This is a genomic window from Ruegeria sp. C10, from assembly GCF_056537805.1.
Window position 1 is genome coordinate 317,993 of record NZ_JBQFSC010000002.1, and the last position, 26,628, is coordinate 344,620.

The 26,628-nt window shown below is 58.3% G+C and carries 27 protein-coding genes and 1 tRNA gene; 10 read left to right on the forward strand and 18 right to left on the reverse strand.

Features of this window, described 5'->3' with window-relative positions:
• The first annotated feature begins 48 nt into the window (after positions 1 to 48).
• Positions 49 to 288, forward strand: coding sequence for a hypothetical protein (locus ACR0DE_RS09940; protein WP_170396673.1), 240 nt, complete (start codon positions 49 to 51; stop codon positions 286 to 288).
• A gap of 3 nt (positions 289 to 291) precedes the next feature.
• On the opposite strand, the gene ACR0DE_RS09945 is transcribed toward ACR0DE_RS09940, so the two are convergent.
• The 8 genes from ACR0DE_RS09945 to ACR0DE_RS09980 all read right to left on the reverse strand — a co-directional run bounded on the left by ACR0DE_RS09945 (position 292) and on the right by ACR0DE_RS09980 (position 5,633).
• Positions 292 to 1,371, reverse strand: coding sequence for a 2'-deoxycytidine 5'-triphosphate deaminase (locus tag ACR0DE_RS09945; protein WP_480752935.1), 1,080 nt, complete (start codon positions 1,369 to 1,371; stop codon positions 292 to 294).
• A 61-nt stretch (positions 1,372 to 1,432) separates the two neighbouring features.
• Positions 1,433 to 1,509: transfer RNA gene (locus ACR0DE_RS09950), tRNA-Pro, on the reverse strand.
• A 61-nt stretch (positions 1,510 to 1,570) separates the two neighbouring features.
• Positions 1,571 to 2,161 carry a MerR family transcriptional regulator gene (locus tag ACR0DE_RS09955; RefSeq protein WP_170406352.1) on the reverse strand — a complete coding sequence of 197 codons (591 nt, stop codon included), beginning with the start codon at positions 2,159 to 2,161 and terminating at the stop codon, positions 1,571 to 1,573.
• Between the two features lie 18 nt (positions 2,162 to 2,179).
• Positions 2,180 to 2,482: an integration host factor subunit alpha gene (ihfA, locus tag ACR0DE_RS09960; RefSeq protein WP_008755922.1), complete on the reverse strand. Its 303-nt coding sequence runs from the start codon at positions 2,480 to 2,482 to the stop codon at positions 2,180 to 2,182.
• Positions 2,483 to 2,578: 96 nt separating this feature from the next.
• On the reverse strand, positions 2,579 to 3,550 hold the full coding sequence (locus tag ACR0DE_RS09965) for a beta-ketoacyl-ACP synthase III (RefSeq protein ID WP_170406350.1): 972 nt from the start codon (positions 3,548 to 3,550) through the stop codon (positions 2,579 to 2,581).
• Between the two features lie 24 nt (positions 3,551 to 3,574).
• Positions 3,575 to 4,660: a phosphate acyltransferase PlsX gene (plsX, locus tag ACR0DE_RS09970; protein WP_170626811.1), complete on the reverse strand. Its 1,086-nt coding sequence runs from the start codon at positions 4,658 to 4,660 to the stop codon at positions 3,575 to 3,577.
• Between the two features lie 24 nt (positions 4,661 to 4,684).
• Positions 4,685 to 4,891, reverse strand: a complete 207-nt coding sequence (rpmF, locus tag ACR0DE_RS09975; RefSeq protein ID WP_008756996.1) for a 50S ribosomal protein L32 — start codon at positions 4,889 to 4,891, stop codon at positions 4,685 to 4,687.
• 205 nt (positions 4,892 to 5,096) lie between these two features.
• Positions 5,097 to 5,633 (reverse strand): DUF177 domain-containing protein, encoded by a 537-nt coding sequence (locus tag ACR0DE_RS09980; protein WP_170509414.1) that lies wholly within the window; start codon positions 5,631 to 5,633, stop codon positions 5,097 to 5,099.
• A gap of 84 nt (positions 5,634 to 5,717) precedes the next feature.
• Between ACR0DE_RS09980 and ACR0DE_RS09985 the strand changes: the two genes are divergently transcribed.
• From ACR0DE_RS09985 to ACR0DE_RS09995, 3 genes are all read left to right on the forward strand, one after another.
• Positions 5,718 to 6,194 (forward strand): outer membrane protein assembly factor BamE, encoded by a 477-nt coding sequence (locus tag ACR0DE_RS09985; RefSeq protein ID WP_170509417.1) that lies wholly within the window; start codon positions 5,718 to 5,720, stop codon positions 6,192 to 6,194.
• Between the two features lie 98 nt (positions 6,195 to 6,292).
• A complete protein-coding gene (locus ACR0DE_RS09990) occupies positions 6,293 to 7,027 on the forward strand; it encodes a GNAT family N-acyltransferase (RefSeq protein WP_170510766.1) in 735 nt (244 codons plus the stop codon).
• 68 nt (positions 7,028 to 7,095) lie between these two features.
• Positions 7,096 to 8,904 carry an ABC-F family ATP-binding cassette domain-containing protein gene (locus ACR0DE_RS09995; protein ID WP_480752938.1) on the forward strand — a complete coding sequence of 603 codons (1,809 nt, stop codon included), beginning with the start codon at positions 7,096 to 7,098 and terminating at the stop codon, positions 8,902 to 8,904.
• Positions 8,905 to 8,975: 71 nt separating this feature from the next.
• On the opposite strand, the gene ACR0DE_RS10000 is transcribed toward ACR0DE_RS09995, so the two are convergent.
• The 3 genes from ACR0DE_RS10000 to ACR0DE_RS10010 form a co-directional block, all read right to left on the reverse strand.
• Complete coding sequence (locus ACR0DE_RS10000) at positions 8,976 to 9,518, reverse strand: sugar O-acetyltransferase (RefSeq protein WP_170636216.1); 543 nt, start codon at positions 9,516 to 9,518, stop codon at positions 8,976 to 8,978.
• 10 nt (positions 9,519 to 9,528) lie between these two features.
• Positions 9,529 to 10,284 carry a 3-hydroxyacyl-CoA dehydrogenase gene (locus tag ACR0DE_RS10005; protein WP_480752939.1) on the reverse strand — a complete coding sequence of 252 codons (756 nt, stop codon included), beginning with the start codon at positions 10,282 to 10,284 and terminating at the stop codon, positions 9,529 to 9,531.
• Positions 10,285 to 10,358: 74 nt separating this feature from the next.
• A complete protein-coding gene (locus tag ACR0DE_RS10010; protein WP_480752940.1) occupies positions 10,359 to 11,309 on the reverse strand; it encodes a GlxA family transcriptional regulator in 951 nt (316 codons plus the stop codon).
• A 132-nt stretch (positions 11,310 to 11,441) separates the two neighbouring features.
• On the opposite strand from ACR0DE_RS10010, the gene ACR0DE_RS10015 reads away from it, so the two are divergent.
• Genes ACR0DE_RS10015 through ACR0DE_RS10030 form a run of 4 tightly spaced genes read left to right on the forward strand, consistent with a single transcriptional unit; the run spans position 11,442 to position 15,914 of the window.
• Positions 11,442 to 12,152, forward strand: coding sequence for a GntR family transcriptional regulator (locus ACR0DE_RS10015; RefSeq protein WP_170396695.1), 711 nt, complete (start codon positions 11,442 to 11,444; stop codon positions 12,150 to 12,152).
• 7 nt (positions 12,153 to 12,159) lie between these two features.
• Positions 12,160 to 13,077: a dihydrodipicolinate synthase family protein gene (locus ACR0DE_RS10020; RefSeq protein WP_480752942.1), complete on the forward strand. Its 918-nt coding sequence runs from the start codon at positions 12,160 to 12,162 to the stop codon at positions 13,075 to 13,077.
• 3 nt (positions 13,078 to 13,080) lie between these two features.
• On the forward strand, positions 13,081 to 14,577 hold the full coding sequence (locus ACR0DE_RS10025; protein ID WP_480752944.1) for an aldehyde dehydrogenase: 1,497 nt from the start codon (positions 13,081 to 13,083) through the stop codon (positions 14,575 to 14,577).
• Positions 14,574 to 15,914: an NAD(P)/FAD-dependent oxidoreductase gene (locus tag ACR0DE_RS10030; protein WP_480752946.1), complete on the forward strand. Its 1,341-nt coding sequence runs from the start codon at positions 14,574 to 14,576 to the stop codon at positions 15,912 to 15,914. Before ACR0DE_RS10025 ends, ACR0DE_RS10030 begins: the two co-directional genes overlap by 4 nt.
• Positions 15,915 to 15,926: 12 nt before the next feature.
• Here ACR0DE_RS10030 and ACR0DE_RS10035 read toward each other — a convergent pair whose 3' ends face one another.
• Genes ACR0DE_RS10035 through ACR0DE_RS10045 form a run of 3 tightly spaced genes read right to left on the reverse strand, consistent with a single transcriptional unit; the run spans position 15,927 to position 18,959 of the window.
• Complete coding sequence (locus ACR0DE_RS10035) at positions 15,927 to 16,661, reverse strand: SDR family NAD(P)-dependent oxidoreductase (protein WP_480752948.1); 735 nt, start codon at positions 16,659 to 16,661, stop codon at positions 15,927 to 15,929.
• A complete protein-coding gene (locus tag ACR0DE_RS10040) occupies positions 16,658 to 17,389 on the reverse strand; it encodes an SDR family NAD(P)-dependent oxidoreductase (protein ID WP_480752952.1) in 732 nt (243 codons plus the stop codon). The genes ACR0DE_RS10035 and ACR0DE_RS10040 overlap by 4 nt, the downstream gene beginning before the upstream one ends.
• 19 nt (positions 17,390 to 17,408) lie before the next feature.
• The gene (locus tag ACR0DE_RS10045) at positions 17,409 to 18,959 is read right to left on the reverse strand and encodes a trimethylamine methyltransferase family protein (RefSeq protein ID WP_170406312.1); all 1,551 of its coding nucleotides are present in this window, start codon (positions 18,957 to 18,959) and stop codon (positions 17,409 to 17,411) included.
• 341 nt (positions 18,960 to 19,300) lie between these two features.
• Here ACR0DE_RS10045 and ACR0DE_RS10050 point away from each other — a divergent pair, with 341 nt between their 5' ends.
• On the forward strand, positions 19,301 to 20,788 hold the full coding sequence (locus ACR0DE_RS10050) for an adenylate/guanylate cyclase domain-containing protein (protein ID WP_480752954.1): 1,488 nt from the start codon (positions 19,301 to 19,303) through the stop codon (positions 20,786 to 20,788).
• Positions 20,789 to 20,865: 77 nt separating this feature from the next.
• Here the strand turns inward: ACR0DE_RS10050 and tyrS are convergent, their stop codons facing one another.
• Both tyrS and ACR0DE_RS10060 read right to left on the reverse strand, forming a co-directional pair.
• Positions 20,866 to 22,116 (reverse strand): tyrosine--tRNA ligase, encoded by a 1,251-nt coding sequence (tyrS, locus tag ACR0DE_RS10055; protein ID WP_170595380.1) that lies wholly within the window; start codon positions 22,114 to 22,116, stop codon positions 20,866 to 20,868.
• Positions 22,117 to 22,414: 298 nt separating this feature from the next.
• Positions 22,415 to 23,494, reverse strand: coding sequence for a Hint domain-containing protein (locus ACR0DE_RS10060; RefSeq protein WP_480752957.1), 1,080 nt, complete (start codon positions 23,492 to 23,494; stop codon positions 22,415 to 22,417).
• 602 nt (positions 23,495 to 24,096) lie between these two features.
• Here ACR0DE_RS10060 and ACR0DE_RS10065 point away from each other — a divergent pair.
• Positions 24,097 to 25,224, forward strand: a complete 1,128-nt coding sequence (locus ACR0DE_RS10065; RefSeq protein WP_480752959.1) for an anhydro-N-acetylmuramic acid kinase — start codon at positions 24,097 to 24,099, stop codon at positions 25,222 to 25,224.
• A 64-nt stretch (positions 25,225 to 25,288) separates the two neighbouring features.
• Here ACR0DE_RS10065 and ACR0DE_RS10070 read toward each other — a convergent pair whose 3' ends face one another.
• Complete coding sequence (locus tag ACR0DE_RS10070) at positions 25,289 to 26,179, reverse strand: fatty acid desaturase (RefSeq protein ID WP_480752961.1); 891 nt, start codon at positions 26,177 to 26,179, stop codon at positions 25,289 to 25,291.
• Between the two features lie 4 nt (positions 26,180 to 26,183).
• The gene (locus tag ACR0DE_RS10075; protein WP_170626825.1) at positions 26,184 to 26,603 is read right to left on the reverse strand and encodes a cupin domain-containing protein; all 420 of its coding nucleotides are present in this window, start codon (positions 26,601 to 26,603) and stop codon (positions 26,184 to 26,186) included.
• Between the last annotated feature and the right edge of the window lie 25 nt (positions 26,604 to 26,628).

Sequence of the window (26,628 nt, forward strand, 5' to 3'; positions counted from 1 at the left end):
TGCCGCAGATCGCACCTATCCTAGGGTGCACATAACGGAGTTGAGCCAATGAATGCCAATCGGATCATCGATATGATCGTGCGCCGGGTGATGCGTCGCCTGGTGAACCACGGTGTGGACAAGGGTATTGATATGGCCAGCAAGGTGGGCCGCAAACCGGGGCAGTCTGATGTTGAGAATGGCCCCGAGGCGGATCGCCAGATGCGCGATGCGACCAAGCGCCAAAATCAAAGCGCAAAGCAGATGCGGCAGGTGTCGCGTCAGATGCGTCGGTTCATGAAGTTCTGAAACTCAGCCCACAGCTTTGAAATGCTTGGACAGTTTCAGGCCTTGACCCTGATAGTTCGAAGCAATACCCGCGCCATATAGTTGCGTCGGCATTTCGGCCATCTTCTCATAAACCAGGCGCCCGACGACTTGTCCGTGTTCCAACACAAATGGCGCTTCGTGGCAGCGCACTTCCAGCACCCCGCGTGATCCGGCACCGCCTGCTTCGGCATGTCCAAAGCCCGGGTCAAAGAATCCGGCGTAATGTACCCGGAACTCGCCGACCATAGCGAGATATGGGGCCATTTCAGCAGCATACATTGGCGGGATATGCACCGCTTCGCGGCTGACGAGAATGTAGAACGCGCCGGGGTCGAGGATGATGCGACCGTCCTTGGTATGCACCTCTTCCCAGTATTCCTGCGGGTCGTATTCGCCGATCCGATCCAGATCGATCACCCCGGTATGGGGCTTGGCACGATAGCCGACCAGATCGGTATCGGGCAGTTGCAGATCGACCGAAAACCCCAACCCGTCCTGAATGACGGCTGGCCCATCAACCAACGGCGTTTGACCATGCAACGCGGTCAGTTCGGCGTCGCTGAGTACCGCCTGACCTTTGCGGAAACGGATCTGATTCAGACGCATTCCGGGGCGCACCAGAACCGAGAACGATCGCGGGCAGATCTCGGCATAAAGCGGACCTGTGTAGCCTGCGGGAACCCGATCAAACTCGGTTCCGCCATCGGTGATCGTGCGCGTGAGCAAGTCGAGCCGGCCGGTCGAGCTTTTGGCATTGGCCACCGCACTGACGTCATCGGTCAGGGCGAGCGATTCCATCAGCGGCACCAGATAGACACAGCCCTTTTCCAGAACAGCGCCTTCAGTGATGTCGATGCGGTGCATCTCAAACTCGGCCAGCCGGTCTGCGACAGAACGCCCTTCGCCCGCCAGAAACGACGCGCGCACCCGGTAAGCCACTGTTCCCAAACGTAGATCAAGGCTTGCCGGCTGCACCTGTGCAGGGATGATGTCAGGGCTGGCGGTGATCTCACCGCGTGCAATCATCGCCTCAAGCTGTTGGTTTGGGCAAACACCTGTCATCTCGATCCCCTCTGCTGCCAGAGCGGGATCTGGCCTATGTGCCATAAACGTCGGTGTGATTTGGTCGGGCTAGCAGGACTCGAACCTGCGACCTTCCGTCCCCCAGACGGACGCGCTACCAGGCTGCGCCATAGCCCGACGTTGAGGTGTTCATAAAGACTTTCCCGGCGGGGGCAAGAGGAAATCATCGCCTTTTTTGCTATCCCGCCGTGTGGTGTTCGACGCGATCCAGCCACCTGCGCAGGTCCTTGGCGATGGGTGCAATCTGGTGCAACAGCTCATCGTCATACTCGTCACGATTCCATGCCAGCGAGGCAATACCACCCATCAGCGGCGCTGCATCCAGCTCAGCCGGTATCGGGTTGGGTTCGGGGGTTGCGACGGGTTTCGGAGCCCTCGGGGCAGGGGAATGGGCGGGTTCGCCCAAATCCATGTCGATCTGGTTTGCGGATGGTTCCGGCGCTGAAGCGAACGGAACCACAGTATCGTCGATGCTGGGTACGGGCGCGTTTTCATCCAGGCTAGGTGACAGCGAAGCAACATGCGCAACGCCCTGTTCCCGAAGGATACGCTGAACACCTTTGATGGTAATCCCGTCCTCGTGCAGCAGTTTCTTAATACCGCCCAGCAGACGCATATCATTGGGGCGATAATATCGCCGTCCACCGGCGCGTTTGACGGGTTTGACTTGGGCAAACCGGCTTTCCCAGAAACGCAGCACATGAGCCTGAACTCCGAGCCAGTCCGCAACTTCACTTATGGTGCGAAAGGCATCGGGGGACTTACTCATAACCTGGATGTCCTGAACTTACTTGCGGTTCCCTGCGGCGACGCGATCCTTCATCAGGTGCGACGGACGGAATGTCAGTACACGACGGGGCTGGATCGGAACCTCTTCACCGGTTTTAGGGTTGCGACCGATACGGGCAGTTTTGTCCCGAACGCTGAAGGTGCCGAAGGACGAAATCTTGACCTGTTCGCCACGCACCAGCGCGTCAGACATGTGGTTCAGAACGCTTTCGACCAGCTGTGCGCTTTCATTGCGTGACAGGCCAACCTCACGAAAGACGGCCTCGCTCAGATCCATTCGGGTCAGTGTTTTGTCGCCCATGCTTTTTCCCCTGTTGATGTCTGAGCATATGGCTATGCAAAATTCGCTGTCAATATCAATGAATTGCAGGAGGCTCTGTAAGCCGGATTGTGCCGGTCACCAACGCAGTGCGACCGCACCCCAGGCCAGACCGCCACCAATCGCCTCTGTAACGATCAGATCGCCGGTTTTGATCTGGCCGTTTTGCTTGCCCACCGACAGGGCCAGAGGGATGGAGGCTGCCGATGTGTTGCCATGGTCCTGAACGGTGACCACAACGTTATCCATCGGCAGGCCCATCTTCTTGGCGGTGCCCTGAATAATGCGGATATTGGCCTGATGCGGCACGATCCAGTCAACATCGTCGCTGGACAGACCTGCACGCTCCAGCGCGACTTCTGCGGTTCGGGCCAGTTTTTCGACCGCATGACGGAAGACCTGATTGCCCTGCATCCGCAAGTGGCCGGTGGATTGGGTCGAAACTCCGCCATCAACATAGAGCAGGTCTTTGTAGCGTCCGTCCGAGTTCAGGTCGGTCGCCAGAATGCCGCGATCGTCCGAAGTGCCCTGACCCTCTTGCTCTTCCAGAACCAATGCGCCCGCGCCATCGCCAAATAGCACACAGGTCGACCGGTCGGTCCAGTCCATGATTCGCGAAAAGGTCTCGGCGCCGATCACCAGTACGCGCTTGGCCTGACCGGACAGGATCAGGGCGTTGGCGTTGCTGAGCGCAAAGACAAACCCAGCGCAGACCGCCTGTACATCGAAGGCAAAACCTTTGGTCATGCCCAACCGGGCCTGAACCATGGTTGCCGCCGAAGGAAAGGTCAAATCAGCTGTGGAAGTTGCCAGCACAATCGCGTCGATATCATCCGCCGTCAGTCCGGCATCAGCCAGTGCGGCTTCGGCCGCTTTGGTGGCCAGATCGGAAGTGGTTTCGTCCTCGGCCGCGAAATGTCGCCGCTCGATCCCGGACCGGGTGCGAATCCATTCGTCCGTCGTATCCAGCGTTTTCTCGAACTCAGAGTTCGGTACAACGCGCTCTGGCAAATAATGCCCGACACCTACAACAACTGAGCGGCCTGCCATGCTGGGGTACTGCCTTTTTTGTTATTATTCCGATTGAGACACGGAATGGGCCGCATCTTGTGCAAGTGCGGCTGTTGATGCAACCCGTGCCGCCAATTTTTCGGAGAAACCGGATTCAGCCAATGTGAAAGCCAGTTTGACCGCTGCGGAAACGCCGGTTGCGTCCGCTCCGCCATGGGATTTCACCACGGTTCCATTAAGCCCGAGGAACACGCCTCCATTGACGCGGCGCGGGTCTATCCGCTTTTTCAGACGATTCAACGAGGTGATTGCCAGGATCGAGGCCAGCCGGGATAGGGGCGAGTATTTGAACGCCTCACGCAGCAAATCACCGATAAGGTTCGCGGTGCCTTCACCAGTTTTAATGGCGACATTTCCAGTGAAGCCGTCAGTCACGATCACGTCAGCTTTGTCGCCGGGGATATCGCTGCCCTCGACAAAGCCCACGAACTCGAAATTCGCCTGATCGGCAAAGTCCGAGATCATCGCGTGGGCTTCTTTCAGTTCGGCGCGGCCCTTGTGTTCTTCGGTGCCGACATTCAGCAACCCGATCCGAGGGCGGCTGAGCGCCATACCGTTGCGCGCGTATGAAGCCCCCATCAGCGCGTATTGCAAAAGGTCCTTGGCATCAGCGCGCACATCTGCGCCGACGTCCAGCATCACGTTGAACCCATGCGGATTGCGCGAGGGCCACAGGATCGCGATGGCAGGTCGGTTCACGCCGGGCAGCTTGCGCAGCCGCAACATGGACATGGCCATCAGCGCGCCCGTATTGCCGCAGGACACCGCGCCGTGCGCTTCACCTGCACGCACCGCTTCCAGAGCGGACCACATCGATGTGCTCTTGCCGCTGCGGACAACCTGGCTTGGTTTGTCTTCCATCGTGACCACGTCCGGGCAATCACGAAAAACGACGCGCCCATCAAGGACACGCCGTTTGGCAACCAGCTTGCGTAGTTCCTGTTCCTGACCGTGCAGGATGAACCCGATCTTCGGGTTCTTGTCCGCAGATTTTGCAATGCCCGCCACAACGACGGCAGGGCCCGAATCTCCGCCCATAGCGTCAACCGAGATGATGATCCGTCCGGTCTGCGTGGGCTGATCCGTCATGCCTTGGCCTGCGTCCAATCAGGCTTAGGCCGCGTCTTCGTCCAGGTCGATTTCGTCGGCCTGAGCGACGACTTCACGATCGTCATAGTGGCCGCAAGATGCGCAAACGTGGTGTGGGCGCTTCAGCTCGCCGCAGTTCGGGCATTCGTTCGGGTTTGCAGCAACCAGAGCGTCGTGTGCGCGGCGGTTGTTGCGACGCGACTTGGAAACTTTGTTCTGTTGGACGGCCATGGTCTCAACCTTTGTCTGATATGGGCTGACAGATTCGCTCTCAGCCGGGTTACGTACTTTGTTTTCTCGTGGTTTGACGCGCGTTTAAGGGGCTTGCCCCGCAATGTCCAACCCAAATTCCAATGAGCGCGCGAAAATACTGCGATTCTCGTCATGTTCAAGCGGTTTTTCTGACGGCCTGCTATGACAGGAAATCCCTCGCCTGTCACTCGTCTTTTTTCATCGCATCCCGCAGCCCGGCCAAACCAGCGAAGGGTTTTACATCCTCATCCGTGAGGGCCTGTTTGCCCGGTTCGGTATAGTCTATCTGGCCCAGCTCGACTCCATCCTTCCGTGGGTATTGGGGCAGGGCCAGCGACAGCGCTTCAACCATGATCAGCGCAGGATCGATCTCGGGGCCAAGCGGTTCGGTTTCGTCATCCTCGGGGATTTCGAACTCGGGCTCCTCCGGATCGCTCCAATCAGCCACAAAGACGCGACTCACCGGGGTGTCGATGCGTGTGGTCACAGGTTCCAGCGTCACGACACAAGGTTGGATCACCGTTGCGCCCAGCTTGCCTGAAAGCGTCCAATCCCGTTTGCCCTGCGCGCGCAATTCGCCGACAAAGCTGAGCTTGCGGAGGCCAAGCAGGCCGAGCTCTTGTTTTATGGCCTCCAGCGCCTCGCCGGTCGGGCGCAACTCAAACGGGGTCGGAGCGTTTTGCGGCAGGTCTGCGACGCGTAAAGATGTCTGGTTGCTCATTCGTGAGGTTTTCCTGTGTTGAACCGGAGCCTTGGTTTCTGTAATCGGATAGGGTCCGCAAGGGGCCATGGCAAGAGGATGTGCATGTTGAAGGGTTTGAACAGGTTGAAACCAGCGTCGAAAACGCTTGTCTTTGCGGCCTGTCTGGCGGTCGTGGGCGCATGTTCACCAATCTTCAAGAATCACGGCTACGTGCCTCCGCCAGAGGATCTGGCCAAAATCAAGGTCGGCGTCGATACCCGCGATAGTGTTGAAGAAACCATCGGCGCGCCCAGCTCGGCGGGCGTGGTGCGGGATTCGGGCTATTACTATGTCGCCTCGCGCGTCCGTCATTATGGGCCCAAACGACCCGAGGTCGTTTCACGTGAACTGGTCGCGATCAGCTTTGATCAGCGCGGTGTCGTTCGCAATATCGAGCGGTTCGGCCTGGAAGACGGCTATGTCATCGTGCTGGATCGTCGCGTGACCGATTCCAACGTGGAAGACAAAGGCTTCCTGCGTCAGCTTCTGGGTAACATCGGCAACTTCAACCCGGCAAATATTCCTGGCGCAAACAACTAAAGCGACCAATTCTCTTGCAGTGGTCACAGGACAGTCACACATTCTGTAGTAAGGACCAGACAGATGTGACCGGTCAGCAACCGCAGGAGGATGCGACCATGGCGGTTTTGTTGGACAAGGGCCGATATCGCGCCCGCTTGGCGCAAACCGAGCAAGACGTGGCGGCGGCGCAGACGCTGAGGATGCTGACCTTTGCTACTGATGGTCAGGATTGTGATGCTTTTGATGCACGCTGCGCCCATGTTCTGGTCGAAGATCTGCAGGCCGGTGGGGCGTTGGTGTGCTGTTTCCGTATGCTGACAATGCAGGGCGGCTTTGAAATCGGACTCAGCTACTCGGCACAGTTCTATGATCTGTCGGCACTACGCGATTTTACGGGACCGATGGTTGAGATGGGCCGGTTCTGTATCCACCCGGACTACAATGATCCGGATATCTTGCGTGTCGCGTGGGGCGCAATGACGGCGTATGTCGATCAGAACGGGATCGAAATGCTGTTTGGTTGTTCGTCATTCGCTGGAACAGAAACTGCCGAATATCTTGACGCTTTTGCGATGCTCAAACACCGACATCTGGCACCAAGGCGATGGTTGCCGCGAGTCAAGGCGCCGGATGTGTTTCGCTTTGCGGCGCGCTTGCGCCGACGCCCTGATGTAAAACAGGCGATGCTTCGGATGCCTCCCTTGTTGCGCACCTATCTGATGATGGGGGGGTGGGTCAGCGATCATGCGGTGGTAGACAGGCACATGAACACCCTGCATGTGTTCACCGGCCTTGAAATCGGAGCAATTCCCCCAGCTCGTAAACGGTTGCTGCGCGCGGTGGCTGGGTGATTTGAGTATCTGGGAAAAGGTGAAGTTGGGGCGTTGACGCCTTGCTTTGGCCGGTTTAGCTGGCGGGTATGGCGAGAATTCCTTTATTGCAGATGTCCGGTATCTCTCTGACGTTCGGGGGTGATCCGGTGTTTTCCGATCTGGACCTTGTGGTTCAACCCGGTGATCGCGTCGCGCTGGTCGGGCGGAACGGGTCTGGCAAATCCACTTTGATGAAAGTGATGGCCGGGCTGGTCGAGGCCGATCAGGGTGAAATCGTCATCCCTCCTGGTAAATCAGTGGGTTACATGGAGCAGGATCCCGGAATGCAAGGATTCGCGACGCTTGGAGACTATGCCTCAAGCGGGTTGGAACCGGGTGAGCTGTATAAGGTCGAACGCGCGGGCGAAGGGCTGAAATTCGACCCTGAGCGCGCGGTCGAAACCGCTTCGGGTGGGGAAAGGCGACGCGCCGCCTTGGCCAAGCTGATGGCCGAAGCGCCGGACCTGATGTTGCTGGACGAACCGACGAACCACCTGGATATCGAGGCGATTGCGTGGTTGGAGCGTGAGTTGGGCTCGACCCGCGCCGCCTATGTTTTGATCTCGCATGATCGCGCATTCCTGCGTGCGTTGACCCGTGCGACGCTGTGGATCGATCGCGGAGTTGTGCGGCGGCAAGAACAGGGCTTTGCGGCCTTTGAAAACTGGCGGGACAAGGTCTGGGAAGAGGAGGATCAGCAGCGCCACAAGCTGAACCGCTTGATCAAGTCCGAGGCGCGATGGGCCGTCGAGGGTATCAGCGCCCGCCGCAAGCGCAATCAGGGTCGTGTTCGGGCGCTACAAGCCTTGCGCGCCGAGCGTGCAGCGCAGATCAAACGTCAGGGATCGGCTGCCATGACGTTGGAATCCGGTCCGAAATCAGGCCGCAAGGTCATCGAGGCCACTGGCGTTTCAAAGGCATTTGACTCTCAGCAGATCGTGCGCAATTTCGATCTTCTGGTTCAGCGCGGTGACCGTGTGGCCTTTGTTGGGCCGAACGGTGTGGGCAAAACGACGTTGCTGAAAATGCTGCTGGGTCAGGTCGAACCGGACGAGGGTTCGGTGGTGCTGGGTACTAACCTTGAGATCGCCGTGTTCGATCAGGCGAGGGCACAGCTGGACCCGGAAATGAGCCTGTGGGACAGCTTGACCGGCGATCCCGAGATGCGGGTCTCGGGCAAGGCCGATCAGGTGATGGTGGGCGGCCAACCCAAGCATGTAGTGGGCTATCTCAAAGAGTTTCTGTTCGATGACGCGCAGGCAAGAGCGGCTGTTAAGTCCTTGTCCGGTGGGGAAAAAGCCCGGTTGCTGCTGGCGAAACTGATGGCGAAAACATCGAACCTGCTGGTGCTGGACGAACCGACCAACGATCTGGATGTCGAAACGCTGGATCTGCTGCAGGAATTGCTGGACGACTATGATGGCACGGTGCTGCTCGTTAGCCACGATCGGGATTTTCTGGATCGTGTTGCGACCACAACCATCGCGATGGAGGGCAATGGGCGCGCAACGGTCTATGCCGGTGGTTGGTCCGATTATATCGCTCAGCGAGGTGATGTGGTTGCGAAAAAGGAAGAAAAAGCAAGGCCTTCAAAGCCGAAAGTGAAGCAAGAGGCGAAGCAGAAGGCGGGGCTTTCATTTTCGGAGAAACACCGACTTGAGAAGCTACCAGCAGAGATCGCGCGCCTTGAAGCCGAGATCGCCAAGCTCGAAGAACTGATGTCTGATCCTGAGCTGTTCACACGCGAACCGATCAAGTTCCAGAAGGCAACCGATGCCCTGGTCGAACGGCAGGAAAAACTGTCAGAGGCTGAGGAAGAGTGGCTGATGCTTGAAGAGAAGGCCGAAGCCGGTTGAGTCCGAGTTGTACAATCTCAATCGACTAGATTGTCTGAGTTGTACAAACCTATGCACCGGTTTGCGCGTGCTCAAATGGGGCGGGCGGGGTTACCGACAACAGTTGCTCCGGCGGGGACGTCCTTCGTGACGACACTGCCCGCGCCGACGATGGCGCGGTCTCCGATAGTAACGCCGGGCATGATGATCGCGCCACCGCCGATCCAGACGTTTTCGCCGATTGTCACCGGGTGGTCGATTTCCAGACCCTGTGCGCGCAGGGCTGGGTCTTTGGCGTGTTGGGCGCAATAGATCTGTGCCGTGGGGCCGAGCATCGAGTCACTGCCGATGCGAACAGGCGCGGTGTCGAGAATGACACAGCCCGCATTCAGATAAACCCGGTCGCCCAGCGACAGGTTCATTCCATAAGCGCAGTGGAACGGAGCCTCAAAATAGCAATCTTGCCCGATCCCCGCAAAGAGCGTCGCCAATTCGGGAGCTATAGCCCCTCGGTCATCGGGCGGGCAGGTGTTGTGAGCATGAACCGCGCGGCGTGCTTTCATGCGAAGCACTTCCAGTTCGGGGTCGAGGCAGCAATACCACTCGCCTGCCGCCATTTTCTGCCGCTCGGTCATGAAACCCGTCTTAGCGCATCCGCAGGGCACCGTCGATGCGGATGACCTCTCCGTTCAGGTAGCCCATCTCGACGATGAACCCGGCCAGACGACCGTATTCGCGCGGGTCGCCGAGGCGAGCAGGGTTGGGGACGTCCGCCGCAAGCTGTTGCTGCACCTCTTCAGGCAGGCCGGCCAGCATCGGGGTCATGAAGATGCCCGGTGCGATGGCCATCACACGGATACCAGTCGAGGCCAGATCGCGTGCCATGGGTAGGGTCATGCCGACCACGCCGCCTTTCGAGGCTGCATAGGCCGCCTGACCCTTTTGCCCGTCAAAGGCGGCGATGGAGGCGGTGTTGATAATCACGCCGCGCGCGCCATCCGGTTCGGGGTCATTCTTTGCCATCTCTGCGGCAGCAAGACGCGAGACGTTGAAGGAACCGACCAGATTGATGTCGATGGTACGCTGGAACGCCTCCAGAGGGTGGGGGCCGTCTTTGCCCACAGTCTTAGCTCCAATCGCGATTCCGGCGCAGTTCACTGCGGCGGTGATGCGACCCATCTTGTCCATCGCATGTGCAATCGCTGAAGCGACCGAGGCCTCATCCGTCACATCGGCTTGTGCGAAATGTCCGCCGATTTCAGCCGCGACTTGCGGGCCACGCTCGGCGTCGCGGTCAAGGATTGTGACCTGCGCGCCGTTCTCGGCAAAGTGACGGGCTGTGGCTTCACCCAGGCCGGAGGCTCCGCCGGTGATCACCGCAGCTGTGGTTGAGAGTTGCATGGCGGGTTCCTTCCTGATCTGAACACTTGTTCAGATAATCCCAACCATGGCCCTCTGTCCAGTCACAGCTTTGATCAATCAAGCCTGCTGCGCTGCTGCATTGGCGTGACACCAAAGGCGGCCCGGTATACGCGCGAGAAGTGACCGGCGCTTTCGAAACCGCAGGCAAAGGCGACTTCGGTCACCGAAGATTCGGTCTGCAGTAGCAGATTGCGGGCGCGGTCCAGCCGCAACTCCATGAAGTATTTTTTGGGCGAGGTGTTCAGGAATTTCCCAAACAGGCGCTCCAATTGTCGGGTTGAGATGCCGATATCGCTGGCTATGACCGAGGGCGACAGTGGGCTTTGAATATTGTCGGTCATGATGTGGATCGCCTTGGCCAGATGCGCGTTCCGCATCCCGTTGCGCGATTGCAGCGAGACGCGCTGATCGGCGGTGGCGTTGCGCACGGCGTTATAGACCATTTGATCGGCCACTGCGACTGATAGATCGTGACCGTGGTCGCGTTCGATCAGGTGCAGCATCAGATCGGCGGTCGCGGTGCCGCCCGAGGCGGTCATGTGTTTTTCGTCGGCGACAAAGACGCTGCGAACAAGGTTTATCTCGGGGAAGGCCTCCATGAAAGCATCATGGTATTCCCAATGGATCGCCGCCTGCATCCCATCCAAAAATCCGGCCTCGGCCAGCAGCCATGCACCGGAACACAAGGCGCTGATATTGGTGCCCCGCGCCCGCTCTCGGCGCAGGGATGCGAGCAGCGGACGCGAGACGTGATTGCGCATGTTTATTCCTGACAGAACAAACAGTTGGTCGCATTTTGGGATAGATCCGAATCCACCATGCACCAAAGTGACCGATCCGTTTGAACAGACCGCATGCTCAGCGTGTTCGGACAGGAAGGACCATCGATAAAGATCTTCCTCGGCCAGCAAATTTGCGATCCGCAATGGCTCGACCGCGCAGGAGAAGGCGAGATGCGAGAATTCCTCGACCAGTATGAAGGCGTAGTGCTGTGTTTGGCTCATCGATAGTCCGGAATCAGGGCGTTCTGACAGTTTTCTGCATGCTGCACGAAAACTAACTGTATACAACATGTATTTTTATACGATACCAGAGGGCAAGCTATCGATTCGCGGGATCGTGATGAAGGGGATCGGATGAGGGACGAAGGGAAATCACCAAAAGAGGCGTTGGCTGAGCATCTGAAGATGTCGGTTCTGACCCTGCGTTTGCGTCCCGGAGAGGATTTGGACGAGGCGCAGCTTTCGCAGGCCTTCGGCCTGTCGCGCACGCCTTTGCGCGAAGTGTTCCGGCAGTTGGCCGGTGAGGGGTATCTGGACCTGCGCACCCATCGCGGGGCGCGGGTGTCAGAGATGTCTCATACCACGCTACGCGATTTCTTTCTGGTTGCGCCGATGGTCTATGGCGCGGTGCTGCGTCTGGCCGCGGCGAATGCGACGCACGATCAGATCGATCAGTTGAAAGAGGCGCAAGAGACGTTTCGGCAAGCCTTGCGTACAGGCTCGGCTGAGGAGCGGACGCTGGCCAATACCCGGTTTCACGAGGTGACCGGAGAGATGGCGGGGAATGTCTATTTATCCCCATCGTTCAACCGGTTGCTGATCGATCACGCGCGGATCGGGATGACATTTTATCGCCCGCAGACCGCACGAATGGCTGAGAACCTTTCAGAGGCGAGCGACCAGCATGACGCCATCATCGCCGCCATCGAGGCGGGCGATGAGGCGGCTGCTGCGCAGCTGGCCGACGACCACTGGACCCTGTCACGCGATCAGATCGAGCTGTTCGTGATGCCCGAGGGGTTGGATTTTCCGCTGGGGCAGGTCCCCGGTAAGACTTCTGCATGAGGGACACATGACTCCGATCTTCAGATTTGAGGGTATTTATACGCCGGTGGTGACACCCTACGCGGCGGATGGTGGCGTGAACTGGGACGCGTTGGCCGAGGTGATCGAGTACCTGATCGAGAATGGTGTGCACGGGCTGATCTCGGGCGGGTCCACCGGCGAAAACTATGCGCAGACCGTCGATGAGCGGCTGGAACTGGCGCGCTTTACGCATGAACAACTAAAGGGGCGTGTGCCTCTGGTTGTGGGAACCGGAGCGATGCTGACCGAAGATTCCATTGCGTTGGCTTCAGGCGCGCGCGAGTTGGGCGCGGATGCGATCCTGTTGGCCAGCCCGCCATATTCGGTGCCGACAGACCGTGAGAATGCGCTGAACGCTCTGGCGATTGACAAGGTGGCTGACCTGCCGGTGATGCTGTATAACTATCCGCATCGGACTGGCACGATGATGGGGGAAGAGTTCCTGGACCGTGTCGGGCGCAGCCGGAACTTCTGCGGCATCAAGGAAAGCTCGGGCGATATCAACCGGGTGCATCTGCTGGCGCGGGATTACCCGCATATTCAGCTGGGTTGTGGCATGGATGATCAGGCGCTGGAGTTCTTCGCCTGGGGCGCGCCGTTCTGGGTGTGCGGCGGGTCGAACTTTCTGCCCGCCGAGCATGTGGCGCTGTATCAGGCTTGTGTGATCGAGGGCAATTTTGCCAAAGGCCGCCGCATCATGAGCGCGCTGATGCCGCTGATGCGGGTGCTGGAGCAGGGCGGCAAATTCATCCAGACGATCAAGTATGGGGTGACCATGAACGGGATCGATGCTGGGATGGTGAGACCGCCTCTGAAAGGTTTGAACAAAGATGACAAACGCGCGCTGGAGCAGGTGACGCGCGTTCTGAAACGCAAAATCGCAGATATTTTGGCGGAGGGTTAAGGCATGGGCTTGTTGACGAAAGACGAATACGAATCCATCGCTGCGCATCTGGATCTGCCGACGGGCGCTTTCATCGACGGCGGTTATCGCCCCTCGATCTCGGGACAGGTGTTCGACACTATCAATCCAGCCACCGGGGCTGTGCTGACCAGCATTGCTGCCTGCGGATCGGAGGATGTGGATTTTGCGGTCGAAAAGGCGCGAGAAGCCTTTGACGACGGGCGTTGGTCAAAGATGCACCCCTCGGATCGCAAGGACATTCTGATCCGCCTGTGCAAGCTGCTTACCCGCAACGCGCGGGAACTGGCGGTGATGGAGAGCATCGATAGCGGCAAGACCATCTTTGATTGCGAAACCGTTGATGTTCCCGAGACGATCCACTGCCTGAAATGGCATGCCGAGGCGATCGACAAGATCTATGATCAGGTCAGCCCGGCCAGTGATGACCACATCGCCATGGTCGTGCGTGAGCCCATCGGCGTGGTTGGGCTGGTCCTGCCGTGGAACTTCCCCTTGCTGATGCTGGCGTGGAAGATCGGGCCGGCGCTGGCGGCGGGCTGTTCGGTGGTGCTGAAGCCGGCGGCCGAGACTTCTCTGACCGCATTAAAGGTGGCGGAGCTGGCGTCTGAGGCCGGGTTGCCGCGCGGTGTGCTGAATGTGGTGCCCGGCGGTGGCGCCGAGGTGGGCGAACCCATCGGGCGGCACATGGATATCGACATGGTGTCCTTCACCGGCTCGACCGTGACGGGCAAGAAGTTCCTGAACTATTCCGCTGAAAGCAATGCCAAGGAGGTGGTGCTTGAGATGGGCGGCAAGAACCCGGCCATCGTGATGGACGATGCGGAAAATCTGGATCGGGTGGCGGCGCATGTCGTCAATGGCGCATTCTGGAACATGGGCGAGAATTGCTCGGCCTCATCGCGGTTGATTGTGCATAAAGACGTGAAGGCAGAGTTGTTGGAACGGATCGCGCATCATGCGAAGCAATGGAATGTCGGCGAACCGCTGGACCCGGAAACTCGGATGGGCGCGCTTGTTAGTGAAGGGCATTATTCCAAGGTTTGCGGATATCTGGACAAGGCCGAAAACGTGCTGATTGGCGGAAAGGCCGAGAATGGATTCATCGAGGCCACGGTGGTCGAAGTGCCCGGAAACGATGCCACGCTGGCGCGCGAGGAAATCTTTGGCCCGGTTCTGTCGGTGATCGAAGTCTCTGGCTTTGACGAGGCGATCAGCATTGCCAACGACACTGAATATGGCCTGTGTGCTTCGATCTTCACAGCCAACGCCAAACGCGCCATCCGAGGCGCGCGGGCGATCCGGGCGGGTACCGTCACGATCAACAGCTTTGGTGAAGGGGATATCACCACACCCTTTGGTGGCTACAAGCAGTCCGGGTTTGGTGGCCGGGACAACTCGGTTCACGCCCATGATCAGTATACCCAGCTGAAAACCATCTGGATTGATCTGGCCGATGACGAAGATGAGGCGGTAGATTGACGATCTACACCGCCAAACGTTTGCCCCGGCAAACCGGCGTGGCAGGATGGAATGCCATCCTGCCTCTGCAGCAAGACCTGCCTCGGCTTGAGCAAGACCAGACCGCAGATGTGACCATCATCGGCGGTGGTTTTGCCGGGCTGTCCGCAGCGCTGAGGCTGCATCAGCTTGATCCGACGCTGAAGGTTGTGGTGCTTGAGGCTGGGCGCTTTGCGGAAGGCTCTGCCGGGCGCAACTCAGGGTTCATGATCGATCTGCCGCATGACTTGGCCTCGGACAATTACGCCAGCGATGGGCTGGAGGCAGATCGGGCCACAATCGCGCTGAATCGCCAGGCGATTTCCTTTGCGACCCGGGTAGCCGCTGAGTGCGACCTGTCGCCGGAGATGTTCGACCCGTGCGGCAAGATCAACGCTGCTGCGACCGCAGCGGGTGATCGGCACAACGCAGACTACGCAGTGCATCTGGCGCGATTGGGAGAGCCCCACGAGCTTTATGATGCACAGCAGATGCAGGCGCTGACAGGCAGCCCGCATTACACATCTGGTCTGTTTGCGCCCGGGACGGTGATGATCCAGCCTGCAGCCTATGTGCGGGCTCTCTCAACGCATCTGGCTGGGCGGATCGGTGTTTATGAAAACTCTGCCGTGACCGGGTTTCGCAAACAAGGCGGTGGCTGGTTGGTCGAGACCGAACAGGCGCGGGTTTCGACGGGGCGGATCGTGATGGCAACGAATGGTCACCTGGAAAGCTTTGGGTTTTACCAGCGGCGTCTGATGCACATCTGCCTCTACGCGTCGATAACGGAAACGCTGACACCAGATCAGATCGCCACGCTGGGCGGACAGCCACGCTGGTCGGTAACGCCAGCGGATCCGATGGGCACTTCGGTCCGGCGGGTTTCGGGCAGTTATGGGGATCGCATTCTGATCCGGACCTGTTCAAGCTTTCATCCTGAAATCCACAGCGGCGACAGCCATTTGAAACGGGCAGGCGCGGTGCACGATCGTAAGTTTCAGGAGCGATTTCCCAACTTGCCGAATGTACAGATGCAGCACCGTTGGGCTGGGATGCTGTGCCTCAGCCGCAATGGCTCGGCCGCGTTCGGTGAGATCGAGCAGGGTGTATATGCCGCCTGCTGTCAAAACGGATTGGGTATAGCGCGAGGAACATTGCAGGGAATGGGCGTGGCAGAGCTTGTACTGGGGAAAGACTCCCAGATTGCAGATCATTTTCTGGCGCAACCGATGCCACCGCGTTTGCCACCCGAGCCCTTCGCATCGGTTGGGGCCAATGCGTATCTGCGCTGGAAAGAGTGGCGATCAGGGGCGGAATAGCTTGCAGGCTGGTCAGGGCAGGCTGAGCTTTGCCATCCGTCCGCCATCGATCGTGTAAATTTGACCGGTGACAAAACCCGCTTCCTCCGCTGCCAAGAACGCGACCAGTGCGGCGACTTCTTTCGGGTCGCCGGTGCGGCCTACGGGATGAATGCGGGCGATATCCCGGCGGAATGCGCCGGGGTCGTTCATGCTCTCGATGAAATCGATGTTGAGGTCTGTGTCGATCCAGCCCGGTGCCACTGCATTGCAGCGAATGCCTTCTGCTCCGTGATCCACGGCAACCGCGCGGGTCAGCCCATGCAGCCCGGCCTTAGAGGCGCAGTAGGCGGCGTGGCCGGGGTTGCTGCCCAACCCCTCGACCGAGCCGATATTGACGATGCTGCCCTTGGTTTTGCGCAGATGTGGCAGTGCAGCCTGGATCAGCAGGAACGGGGCGGTCAGGTTGACCATGAGGTTGCGTTGCCAATCTTCAAGCGGCATGTCGTTGACGGAAGCCTCCTGCATCATGCCTGCATTGTTGATCAGTACGTCCAGCTGGCCCGCGCTGTCCACAACCTGCTTGATGATCTGCGCCGGGCATTCCGGGTTGGCAAAATCCGCTGGGATAGAGGGGAACTCATCATCTTTACCGCGCTGCGCAGTGTAGACATTTGCCCCTTCTTCGCGCAGCCGCCGGGCGATGGCTTGTCCGATGCCACTGCGGCCACCGGTCACGAGCGCTGTTTTTCCTGCAAATCTGTTCATTGCACAGGCTTGCCCCCATTCACTTCGACCAGAGCACCACACATGTAGCGCGCCGAATCCGAGGCGAGAAAAAGGATCACTTCGGCTATATCTTCGGGTTCGGCGATACGCCCTAAAGGCACCGACTTCCCAAGCTCGGCAATCGCCGTATCAGGATCGAACCCACGTTTGGCAAAGCCCGAACGCAGCATCGGTGTGTTCACCTCGTTCGGGCAGACGGCGTTGATGCGGATGCCCTGATGGGCGTGATCGTGCCCCATGCATTGGGTGAGGCTGGCAATGGCCGCTTTGGTCATGCAGTACACCGCATGATCCGGGCCAGGTCGAAGGCCCCAGCACGAGGCAGTGTTCACAATAGCACCGCCACCCGCCGCCGCCATGATTGGAATCGCAGCGCGGCAGATACGGAAAGGGGCCTCGACATTCACTCCGACGGACAGGGCCCAGTCCTCATCGGATGTTTCAGTCACCGGGCCGCGGGTGATCACGCCTGCATTGTTGATCACGATATCAAGACCACCCAGCGCCTGATGCGCGGCCAAGGCCAGCCCGTCGCAATAGTCGGGATCGCGCAGATCGCCGGGCAGATGCGCCTCGGCTTCAAGGCTGCCCACATCGCGGTCAGCAACAGCCACACGCGCGCCTTCGGCCCGCAACTGGCTGACGATGGCGCCCCCGATCCCGCCCGACGCCCCCGTGACGAGTGCGGTTTTTCCGGCGAACTTCATTCGTGTACCTCCCCGGGATTTAGTAGGATTGGTTCAGCTCATCCGCAGCCGGTATTTCACGCTCGCGCCGGGCGATGTAATCCAGCAGCTCTTCGTTCTTGGCGATATCGAGCGTTGGTTCCTGATACTCGGCCAGCAGCTTGCGGGCGTGTTTCAGGGCGCGTTCGGTGATTTCAACACAACCCTCAGCCTGCCATTGTTCGATCGAGTTGTTGTCGAACATATCCGGCATGAAGAATGCGCTCTGGAAATTGTCCTGCGTATGCGGATGCCCAAGGTAATGCCCGCCCGGACCGATATCACCGACTGCCGAAACGGCCTGATCGAAATCGCCCCATTTCGGGCCCTCGGCCATGCGATAGGCCATGGCGCATTGTTCCGCGTCAACGATGAACTTGGCGGTCGAGCAGTGCATCCCGGCCTCGTTCCAGCCTGCCGAGTGCCAGATGTAGTTCGCACCAGCATGGATGACCGCCTGCAAGGTGGTGGCAGATTCATAGCCTGCCTGCGCGTCGAACGTCTTGGCTCCGCCCAGAGTGTTTGAGGTACGCCAAGGCACTTCGTAGTGCCGCGCCATCTGGCCGATCATGAAGTTCATCAAGCTGATTTCGGGCGTGCCTGCCATCGGTGCGCCGGATTTCATCGAGACGGTCGACAGGTAGTGCCCGTAGATCGCGGGCGCGCCCTTGCGGATCACCTGCGTATAGGCAAGCGCGCTGAGCGCCTCGGCATTCAGTTGCGCCACGGTCGCCGGAACGCTGGCAGGCGTATTGGCCCCGCCCAGAACGAAGGGCGAGCACAACACCGGCTGCTTTCGGCGACAGAAGGCACGCATCGCGCCCAGCATGGTTTCATCCCAAACCAGCGGCGAATTGCCGTTGCAATTACCAGTGGTGACCGGGTGATCTTCAAGGAAATCCTCGCCGAACAGGATGGCACACATCTCCATGACATCTTCGGCATTCTTGGGGCTGGTGGTCATGCCCATGAAGGTTTTGTCAGAGTGCTTCATTGACGAATAGGTAATCCGCAGATGCCGCTGACTGATCGGGTGATCATAGGGCTCCACGATGTGATGGGCCGAGGAATGCAGCGCGGGCAACATATGGCTGAGCTTGTGGAACATCGCCAGATCGTCCAGCGTCGGGTTGCGGCGCACATCTTCCAGATCGCGCAGGAAGGGCGCACCGGTCATCGGCACGAAGATCGAGTGTTTACCGCCCAGCCGCACGTTCTTTTTCGGATCGCGCGCGTGGTAGGTGAAATCTGACGGAATGGTCGCGATCAGCTCACGCACCAGACCGCGGTCCAGATAGACGAGCTCGCCTTCGACCTTGGCACCAGCCTTCTTCCAGTCTTCCAGCGCGATGGGGTCACGGAACTGAACGCCTACGTTTTCCAGAATATCCATCGAGGCCGCATCAATGCGTTCAACCTGGGCGCCGTCCATCACTTCGCATAACGGAATGCCGCGGGTCAGCCCCGGCAACATCTCGAAGTTTGGAGCGGTGCGCATGGCGCGGCGGGCAGAGCGCCCTCCGGTACGTGTGGCTGTGGCAGTTCTGGTCATATGGTGCCTCCTTCCGGTTCAGAGTGGAACGGAAAGGGTGAGGTCCACATGCAGGAATGCGAAAGACTGTTGCGAAATGCGACGTTGGGGTTTCGTCAAATAAACGGCAACTCGAAGGAGGTTCACTAAAGTATCTCAAACGCATCTTTGTGGGAGTTTGTGTTTAACATCATGCAATGGCAGCGAAGCAGACGATCTGGCCAAAGAATTGCGGCCAAAAGTGACTAGTCCGCCCGCAGACTGTATTCTGATTTATGTATCGGCACCATTCGAGACGGGCTTAATCCATGTGGGAGCGGGGCATTAGGAACTCTCAGCAACCAAATCTGATCGTAAGGAGCGTGGCAAAAGCTGCCCTGTCTGTGCGGGTGAAACTGCTGATGGCGTTTTTGGGTATCACCTTGTTGCTTTTGGGATTGGCGCTTTTTGCGGTGTCGGCCTTGCAGCAATCGAACAGGCGTGTCGATGCGATGATCCATGATCAGGAGAGGATTGCATATTTCAACGAAATCCATTTGGCGCTGAGCGAGTTGAACCTGATGAACTTGTCCTTGGTCATCGATCAGACGCCCGGGGACGACTCGGACGAAATTTTTGCATTTTCAACCGGCAATTTCATCGGTCAGATCGAGAACCTGCAACATCACATTGCGCAAGGGATACGTCGATTCCTGCAGGCGGGCAGCAAAGAGTTCCAAACCATTGATGAAATCCGCGCAGATTTGGGCGACATCAAAACCAAGGCCGCCGCCATGGTGCGGTTTCGAAGAGACGGAGACATGCAGAATCTCGCCGAATTGGGATTGGATCAGATTTTTCGCCAAGTTCGTTCACTGCAAAGCGATGCGTACAATCTTGTGCAGGGCGCCGAAGCAGAGATGCGTGACCGGGCAAATAGGAATGCCGAAGTTTACCAATCGACGCGCAAAATGGTCGTGGCGGCGGCAACAATTGCAATGGGGGCAGCCCTTTTTCTTGGCTACGCAATCTCTTCGTCACTGATCTGGCCAATGCGCCGAATTGGCCAAACACTTAGCGTTGTCGCCGAAGGAGATTTCGCGGCGCGAGTTGATGTCCCCAATCGCGACGAGCTTGGCAAATTGGCAAACGACGTGAATGCAACAAGTGCGCGTCTGGGTGATCTTTATGAACAGGTAGAGACCCAGCGAGCCGAATTGGAAGCCGAATACGACCGGTCGGAAAAGTTGCTTTACAATCTGCTGCCAGAAGACATTGCGGTAAGATTGAAGCTTGAGCCAGACCAGACTATCGCTGACAGTTTGCCCAAGGTTGCAATACTATTCGCTGATATCGTGGATTTCACGCCACGGGCATCGAAACTGCCACCGGAAGATGTAGTCGGGTTTCTGAACAAGATCTTTCGTCTATTTGATGAATTGGCCGACAAACACGGATTGGAAAAGATCAAGACAATTGGTGATGCCTATATGGCCGCGGCAGGTATGCCTTCTCCGGTCGGCGACCCGGTGCATCGCGTCGCCGAGATGGCTCTGGACGTGCAGCGGTCGGTTGCGGAAATGTCACCTGATTTTCCGGATGGGCTTCAAGTAAGAATCGGACTTCACGCAGGGCCTGCTGTCGCCGGTGTCATTGGAAACCAGAAGTTGTTCTATGATGTTTGGGGGGAAACGGTGAACACCGCCAGCCGGATGGAGAGCCACGGTGAACCGGGGAGGATCCAGGTAACGGGTGCCGCGAAAGAGGAGCTTGAAGCGGACTACGACTTCGAACCCCGAGGCGTGGTGGAGATAAAGGGATTGGGTTCTGTGAAAACGTGGTTCTTGATCGGTTCTAAAACCAAAAGCTGACCACTACGTCTCGACCTAATTAATCTGCCACTTCTACTTCAATGGACGGCCACCCGGCGGCGACCGCCCAATTTGGATCAGCCCAATTGAACCAGTGCGTGGCGCTTCTTGCCCGCGCTCAGCTTGATCGGCGATGACAACGCGCCTGCGTCGATCATCAAGCCCGCATCTGTCAGCGGGGCATCGTCCAGTTTGGCGCCGTTTTCGGCGATCAGGCGCTTGGCCTCTTTGCCGGATTTGGCGAGGCCGGATTTGACGATCAACTGCACGATGGACATGCCGTCACCCAGCTCTGATGCGCTGAGGGTCAGGGTCGGGAGGTCTCCGCCAACGCCGCCCTTTTCGAACACCTCGCGCGCGGTCGCCTCGGCGGTTGCAGCGGCTTCTGCACCGTGCAGCAGAGTTGTGACTTCGTTGGCGAGGCGGATTTTGGCCTCGTTGATTTCGGACCCTTGCAGCGCGGCCATGCGGTCGCATTCGTCCACCGGAAGCTCGGTGAAGATTTTCAGGAACCGGCCCACATCGGCGTCGGTGGTGTTGCGCCAGAACTGCCAGAACTCATAGGCGCTCAGCATGTCGCCGTTCAACCAAACCGCACCGCCCTGTGATTTGCCCATCTTGCGGCCATCGCTGGTGGTCAACAGGGGGGTGGTGAGGCCATAGATCTCGTGATCCAGCACCCGGCGGGTTAGGTCGATGCCGTTGACGATGTTGCCCCACTGGTCCGAGCCGCCCATCTGCAGAACGCAGTTGTATCGGCGGTTCAGTTCGAGGAAGTCATAAGCCTGCAGGATCATGTAGTTGAATTCGAGAAAGCTCAGCGACTGTTCACGATCCAACCGCGATTTCACCGATTCAAAGCTGAGCATCCGGTTGACCGAGAAATGCCGCCCAATATCGCGCAGGAAATCGAGGTAGTTCAGGCTATCCAGCCATTCGGCATTGTTCAGCATCAGCGCGCCGGTCTCGCTGTCATCGTAAGACAGGTATTTCGAGAACACCTGTTTCATGCCTGCGATATTGGCGTCGATCTGTTCGGGTCCCAGCAGGGGCCGTTCGTCTGACCGGAACGAGGGGTCGCCCACCTTGGTGGTGCCGCCACCCATCAGGGTGATCGGTTTGTGCCCGGTCTTTTGCAGCCAGCGCAGGACCATAATGTTCATCAGGTGACCTACATGCAGCGACTGTGCGGTGGCGTCATAGCCGATATAAGCCGTCTGCACCCCAGAAATCAGAGCGTCGTCAAGGCCTTGATAATCGGTGCAGTCGGCGAGAAAGCCGCGCTCGATCATCGTGGCGATGAAATCCGATTTGGGGTGGTAGGTCATGACACTCAACAGGCCTTGTGTTCTGGCCCTCTCTGCAAGGGCTGGTGTAAGTCATAGGTCAGTAGTTTCAAAACCAGACCCGCTAGGTCGCACGACGGAAGGTACATTCATGCGACTGGCTTTCTAATTCCCTAAGTCTCGCGGAATGTCCAGTCATTGGCGAGCAAGTGCAGTCCGCACAAAAAGAATCTTGCGGATAAGCTTTATGAGGGAAACGCGAAGAAATAACGCATAGCGAAACACAGAATATCGCGTCAGTTTTTGAAGCGTACCAAGTCCTGCCGGATAACCTCTGGTTCTAGCGTGCAGTGTGTCTGGACAGAAGCGGCTTTTCATTCTTGATGTGGCGTTCAATCAGTTGCTTTTGCAGCTTCCCGGATGGGATCGGGCAGGCGGGCTTGGGGGCAAATTCCAGTTCTACTATCTCGGGGAATATGCTCAGGATTTCTGTTCGTGCTTCTGCACTGATGGCCTTGAGCACTTCCGGTCCGGTAAACAGGCTTTCCGATGGTGCGCCTTCGGCATAGACTACCTCGTGCTGTCCAAAAAGAAGGTGAAAATACTCGACGCTCTGGGCATCCTGATCGATGAAAATACCGGGCAGCGAAGTCAGATTGACGGCGGGTACCAGAACTTCGGAAGTCCTGAACATCCGCTCGACAATCTTTGAAGACACCAGCATCCGGTGCTGCCGGGACACCACAAGATCACGCTGAGGCAAGCCCAGACCTAACGCTCCGGCGCTGATACGAACTGGGCGCAGTTTGGGGTTTGCGGCCAGTTCCGGGGCAGATATCGTACGGCGAAACACCCGCAGCAGGGTGGCAAATCCGGGCCCATCACCTGTGGGTTCAAACACTTCGACGTCATCGCTGGCTTTCAGATCCTCGACCGCCTTATGACCACCCCTTACCCGAATATTCGTGCCACTGGTGAAACAGGGAACAAAGTCGTCAACGGGCAGATTAACGACTGGACTGGCGAAGGCACCGTCACCCAGCGCCGTGATCGTCAGTGTTGTGTTGAGCGGGGGGACATCCCCCAAAAAGCCGATGAAGAATCCTTGCTCGGCTCCGCCGCCAAACGCGCCGTTGCCGCTGGAATCATAGTCGAAAACGCCAATCGTGTAGGTATTGGTGCCATCCGTGACTATGTAATTGTAGTCCCAGGCAATTGCATTCCCCAGATAGGTTTGCGTGGGATCGTCTGGGAATTCGTTGTTTACACCGTCTCCTTCGATGGTGTTGGGGTCAACACCATCAGTAATTTCGATCGTATTGTACGCGGAGATCTGAAATGTCGTTCCAACGCCGCCGAATTGGGCCTGGTTCGTAGTCAGAGTCGTGTCCGTCCGAAATGCACCGTATATGTTTGGCATAAACCCTGTTCAGGCCAATTCACTGCCGCTTTTTACTAAGCGGTATGAACCTACTCACCCGTCCTCAATTTGTTGTCTGTGCTTTGCTGCATATTAGTATCTCATCTATAAGCATTGGTGCAACATTTGCGAATATCCGGGGTTTTGAGCCTGCGCTTTTATTGCACTCAACATCCCAAAATACCTGCCATTATTCAGTCGCTTTGTTTCAATGAAAATCTGACGAAGCTGAGCTATATGGAATGATCGTAGGTGCTTCAGATCAAGTGGAACACTGAAACCGGCGACGGGCATTCTTGGGAGAGCTTGGCAGCTGCTGTAGCGATCTGCGAACATGTGGTAATGGACTTTGTACAGCTCTTTCATGAGCACTCGGAACTGCGCTGCGTTTGGGAACGCCTTGTCGCCTTCATTCGCGGTCTCGTACCTTTCCGAATTCTGTAGCGGCGCACGGTACAGGCGGGGGCAGAGGCAAGGAAAAGGCACCTTTTCCAAGAAAAATGAAGCTCGCGCATGATGTGTCTTGCCTTGGCTTTGCATTACCGTGCAGGTTGTGCTCAGAACCCGGCGAAACGGGTGGAGAGACGCAATACGAGGTCGGCGTGGGCAGGGTCATCAGCAAATCGGGGGCGATCAGAGCGTTGGGGGCCATGTCGGGCACATCGCTGGACGGTGTGGACGCTGCGGTCGTTGAAACCGATGGGCAGCAGATATTCGGCTTTGGTCCCAGCGGGTATCGCGCTTATTCCGAAGAAGAGCGTGCCACACTGCGCGCGGCGCTGGGGCTTTGGCATGGACCAAAGGTTGATATTTCGGCTGAATTGGTGACCCGGGCACATGCCGAGGTTCTTGCAGAGTTCGAAGAGGTCGACCTGATCGGCTTCCACGGTCAGACATTGGCACATGAGCCGCGTGGGCGTGGCACGTTGCAGGTGGGTGACGGGCTGGGTCTGTCGCAGGCTTTGGGGCTGCCGGTGGTCTGGGATTTTCGCAGCGATGATGTGGCGCTGGGCGGAGAGGGTGCGCCTCTGGCCCCGTTCTTTCATTTCGCCTGCGCCAAATGGATCGGGGCGGAAGAGCCGCTGTGTTTCCTCAATCTGGGCGGTGTTGGGAACCTGACCTATGTTGACCCGTCTTTTGACGGGCCTGAAGCGCCAGGGGCGTTGCTGGCTTTCGACACCGGACCTGCCAACGCGCCGGTTGACGATCTGATGCAGGCGCGGTTGGGGTTGCCGATGGATCGGGACGGCGCGCTGGCCCGAGAGGGTACGGTCGAGACCGGCGCACTGGAGCTGTTTCTGGCCGAGCCCTATTTCAACCGAATGCCGCCCAAATCGCTGGACCGGAATGATTTCTCGGAAATGATCGGTCTGGTGACGGAGCTGAGCGATGCGGATGCGGTGGCTACGTTGACCGGGATGAGCGCTGCGGGTGTGCTGCAGGGGATGGAGCATTGTCCCAAGCCGCCTGTGCGCATGCTGGTTACCGGTGGCGGACGTCACAACCCAGTGCTGATGGAAATGCTGCGCGTGTCGCTGGATTGCCCGGTCGAGCCGGTTGAGGCGGTTGGGCTGGATGGCGATATGCTGGAGGCGCAGGCCTTTGCCTATCTCGCCGTGCGTGTGGCGCGGGGATTGCCGACCTCATGCCCGGGTACCACCGGGGTAAGTGCGCTGGTCGGGGGCGGTGTCGTGTCGTCTCCGGCGAAGGGTGTCGTGGTGAGCGGGTAGGGGGCTCTGCCCCCGTCGCTGCGCGACTCCCCCGAGGTATTTTTGGCCAGATGAAGGGACGGATCTAGCGATTTAGGGCACGCGCGTAATCCAGGGTGAATTCGGTGTAGCCGTCCGAGGTGGATTGCAGGTGTGCCTGGGTCCAGCGGTGGAAGGCTGGAAGGTGGTGGAAAGGCACGTTTGGAAAGGCGTGGTGTTCCGCGTGGTAGGGCATGTTCCAGGCCAGAAATCGGATCATTCGATTGGTAAAGGTGGTACGGGAGTTTTCGAGCATATTTGCCACCGGCGGGCAGAGGCCGTGTTCAGCCAGCAGGTATAGGCGCAGGAAAGGCTGGCCGATAAGGGCGGGCAGAAGCCAGAGCCAGAACAACAAGGGGCTGAAGAACAGGCTGAGTGCGGCCAGGGCATATAGTGTGGATAATATTCGGGCTTCAGTTCGTATGGCGTGGTGCTGGCGGGTTGGCAGGTAAGCGGCGTCAATCCTGCCGCGCGCGTTGTCGGTCAACACACGGGCCATACCCGTCCAATATGGCCAGCCGCTGAGATAGATCGCAAGGCTGCGCCAGTTTTCGGGGCGGGGTTTGCCGCCAAGTTCCGGGTCTTTGGTCGGGTGGTTTGTCCATTTGTGATGGGCAAGGTGAAAGTAGCGAAACCATGTGAATGGCAGGCAGATGGGAATTGAGACAAGGTGCCCAACCGCTTCGTTGATCCAAGGGGTTTTGAACGGCGTCTTGTGGGTGCATTCGTGGCTGAGCGTAAAGAGGAAAACCAGCAATAGGCCTTGCGGCAGGAGCAATAGTGGCCAGAGGGGAACCTGTAGGATGATACCGGTGCTGGTTGCTGTCAAAGCGCCGAAATAGATCGCTAGATGTCTGAGACCTGCCGTGTCTGACCGCTGTTGCAGCCTGTCCTTGGTCTCGGGCGGGATCGCGGCGATCAGGGCGCGGTGGTCCATGGAATTACACTCTTGGAATATCAAAGCCGGGTGGCGCGAGTTCAAATCCGTCAAAATCAAATCCCGGTGAAACAGTGCAACTGACCAGCGTGTAGTCTCCACTGCTGCGCGCCGCCTGCCAATGGCCCTTGGGTACAATAAGCTGCGGTGCGCCTTGGGTCAGATCAGGTGTGAGGGTGTGGTCTTTGGCAGGGCCTGTATCGGAAGCGCTGAGCGAGAGGATCAGCGGAGCGCCGGAATGGTAGAGCCAGATCTCGGTCGCATCTACCTTGTGCCAGTGGCTGCGCTCACCCTCTGCCAGTAGGAAGTAGATGCAAGTGCCGGTGGCACGTCCGGGATTGTCGGCGCGCCAGGTCTCTTTGAACCAGCCGCCTTCGGGGTGCTGCTGCAGGTTCAGGTGTTGGATGATGTCTTGCGCGGTCATGGAAGCCTCGGGTCTGTTTGTGGGA

Coding starts and splice junctions, on each gene's coding strand:
- ACR0DE_RS10035 (WP_480752948.1), bottom strand. CDS start 16,661: ATGAACAGATTTGCAGGAAAAACAGCGCTCGTGACCGGTGGCCGCAGT.
- ihfA (WP_008755922.1), bottom strand. CDS start 2,482: ATGGGCGACAAAACACTGACCCGAATGGATCTGAGCGAGGCCGTCTTT.
- ACR0DE_RS09955 (WP_170406352.1), bottom strand. CDS start 2,161: ATGAGTAAGTCCCCCGATGCCTTTCGCACCATAAGTGAAGTTGCGGAC.
- ACR0DE_RS10070 (WP_480752961.1), bottom strand. CDS start 26,179: ATGGACCACCGCGCCCTGATCGCCGCGATCCCGCCCGAGACCAAGGAC.
- ACR0DE_RS09980 (WP_170509414.1), bottom strand. CDS start 5,633: ATGAGCAACCAGACATCTTTACGCGTCGCAGACCTGCCGCAAAACGCT.
- ACR0DE_RS10045 (WP_170406312.1), bottom strand. CDS start 18,959: ATGACCAGAACTGCCACAGCCACACGTACCGGAGGGCGCTCTGCCCGC.
- ACR0DE_RS09965 (WP_170406350.1), bottom strand. CDS start 3,550: ATGGCAGGCCGCTCAGTTGTTGTAGGTGTCGGGCATTATTTGCCAGAG.
- ACR0DE_RS09945 (WP_480752935.1), bottom strand. CDS start 1,371: ATGACAGGTGTTTGCCCAAACCAACAGCTTGAGGCGATGATTGCACGC.
- ACR0DE_RS10060 (WP_480752957.1), bottom strand. CDS start 23,494: ATGCCAAACATATACGGTGCATTTCGGACGGACACGACTCTGACTACG.
- rpmF (WP_008756996.1), bottom strand. CDS start 4,891: ATGGCCGTCCAACAGAACAAAGTTTCCAAGTCGCGTCGCAACAACCGC.
- ACR0DE_RS09985 (WP_170509417.1), top strand. CDS start 5,718: ATGTTGAAGGGTTTGAACAGGTTGAAACCAGCGTCGAAAACGCTTGTC.
- ACR0DE_RS10010 (WP_480752940.1), bottom strand. CDS start 11,309: ATGAGCCAAACACAGCACTACGCCTTCATACTGGTCGAGGAATTCTCG.
- ACR0DE_RS10025 (WP_480752944.1), top strand. CDS start 13,081: ATGGGCTTGTTGACGAAAGACGAATACGAATCCATCGCTGCGCATCTG.
- ACR0DE_RS10075 (WP_170626825.1), bottom strand. CDS start 26,603: ATGACCGCGCAAGACATCATCCAACACCTGAACCTGCAGCAGCACCCC.
- plsX (WP_170626811.1), bottom strand. CDS start 4,660: ATGACGGATCAGCCCACGCAGACCGGACGGATCATCATCTCGGTTGAC.
- ACR0DE_RS10020 (WP_480752942.1), top strand. CDS start 12,160: ATGACTCCGATCTTCAGATTTGAGGGTATTTATACGCCGGTGGTGACA.
- ACR0DE_RS10015 (WP_170396695.1), top strand. CDS start 11,442: ATGAGGGACGAAGGGAAATCACCAAAAGAGGCGTTGGCTGAGCATCTG.
- ACR0DE_RS09995 (WP_480752938.1), top strand. CDS start 7,096: ATGGCGAGAATTCCTTTATTGCAGATGTCCGGTATCTCTCTGACGTTC.
- tyrS (WP_170595380.1), bottom strand. CDS start 22,116: ATGACCTACCACCCCAAATCGGATTTCATCGCCACGATGATCGAGCGC.
- ACR0DE_RS09990 (WP_170510766.1), top strand. CDS start 6,293: ATGGCGGTTTTGTTGGACAAGGGCCGATATCGCGCCCGCTTGGCGCAA.
- ACR0DE_RS10040 (WP_480752952.1), bottom strand. CDS start 17,389: ATGAAGTTCGCCGGAAAAACCGCACTCGTCACGGGGGCGTCGGGCGGG.
- ACR0DE_RS10000 (WP_170636216.1), bottom strand. CDS start 9,518: ATGACCGAGCGGCAGAAAATGGCGGCAGGCGAGTGGTATTGCTGCCTC.
- ACR0DE_RS09940 (WP_170396673.1), top strand. CDS start 49: ATGAATGCCAATCGGATCATCGATATGATCGTGCGCCGGGTGATGCGT.
- ACR0DE_RS10005 (WP_480752939.1), bottom strand. CDS start 10,284: ATGCAACTCTCAACCACAGCTGCGGTGATCACCGGCGGAGCCTCCGGC.